Genomic DNA, 1,297 nt, shown 5'->3' with positions numbered 1-1,297 from the left:
CGGGTACTGCTCGCGACCCCTTCGGGTCGCGTCCTGCTTGACCTGCATGTACGGCAGTTCCTGTCTGCCGTACCCACTTCGACTTCCTGGGTACGGTAGAAACCGTAGCCCTGTGGATGGCCAATGTCTACCTCAGTCATGACAGATTTTCTCCGTTGCACCTGGAAGAGTGCTTCACGGCAGGCTGTGGCTTCAGGCTCGGCTGTCTTGGTATTGGACAGTGCCAGCAGGCCGCGGACGGGCAGGTGGGTCTCTGCTCCGGCCTGCTGGCCCCGCTGACAAGGCGCGGGGCCAGCAGGCCGACCACGAGGCCGGTGATGCCGGAGCACTCGAGCAGGAGGCCGTACTCACCCTCGGTGAGATCCAGAGGACCACGGAGAGTAACAATCGGAAAGGCGGTCTGGAAGGCTCCGCATGCCACGTTGAGAAGGCCGACACCTATGGCGTAGATGGTCAGACGGGAGCGGCTGAAGAGGAAGACGAGGCCGTCTTTGACCGTGGTCTTTGACGCGCCGGTAGCCGTAGTCGTGGTCGGCGAGGTTTCCCCACGCTCGCCTGACGCCGGAACGCGGGTGGCCACCGGCGGACCGGTAGCCACCCGCGTGACCCGCGAGGCGCTCGGGCTACGCCTTGAAGACGCCCCGGTTGCAGCGCAGCACCGCCACGACGACGGCGACGATGACCGCCGTGATCACGGCCGTCCCTACGACCGAGCCGGTGGCGGCGAAGACGCCGCCGAAACCTGCCACGCCCAGCGCCGCACCCACCGCGAGGGCCGTCTCCTGAAGGGCCGCGGCGCGCGCGACGTCCTTCGGCGGGACGCTGCCCAGCAGGTAGGCGTCGCCGGAGGCCATGGAGACGCCGACGCCGAGGCCGATCAGGAAGCTGGCGGGCCACAGGCCGACGAAGGCGGCCACGACAAGGCCGATGGCGCAGGTGGCCAGGCTGACCTGGAGCATGTGCACCGCGGTGAAGCGGGCCTGGATCTTGTGGAACGCGAACCCGCCGAGGGAGACCCACAGGGCCAGCACCGACACCGGCAGGATCGACAGGAAGGAGCGGGAGTGTCCAATAGACGGCGGATCCGATGATCAAGGAGACGCCTGATGAGCGAGACCATCACCGAGCACGAGGCCGTGGAGGAGCGGGTCGCCGAGTCGGCTGCGGAGGCGGTGTCGGACGAGCAGTTGATCGCGATGCTCGTCGACCGTGCCCGTTCCGATGGCCTGCAGCTGACCGGCGAGGGCGGGCTGCTGCAGCAGCTGACGAAGCGGGTGCTGGAGTCCGCCCTGGAGGG

The 1,297-nt window shown here is 67.8% G+C and carries 1 protein-coding gene and 1 pseudogene; one reads left to right on the top strand and one right to left on the bottom strand.

The window, feature by feature from the left end:
* Positions 1–623: 623 nt before the first annotated feature.
* Positions 624–1,037, bottom strand: coding sequence for a hypothetical protein (locus ACWC2T_RS46080; protein WP_450676251.1), 414 nt, complete (start codon positions 1,035–1,037; stop codon positions 624–626).
* Between the two features lie 69 nt (positions 1,038–1,106).
* Between ACWC2T_RS46080 and ACWC2T_RS46075 the strand changes: the two are divergent.
* A pseudogene (locus tag ACWC2T_RS46075) lies at positions 1,107–1,297 on the top strand (IS256 family transposase); the annotation flags it as partial.

Source organism: Streptomyces sp. NPDC001393 (assembly GCF_053597455.1).
Note: the sequence above shows the minus strand (reverse complement) of the source record. Positions and strands in the feature narration are given on the sequence as shown.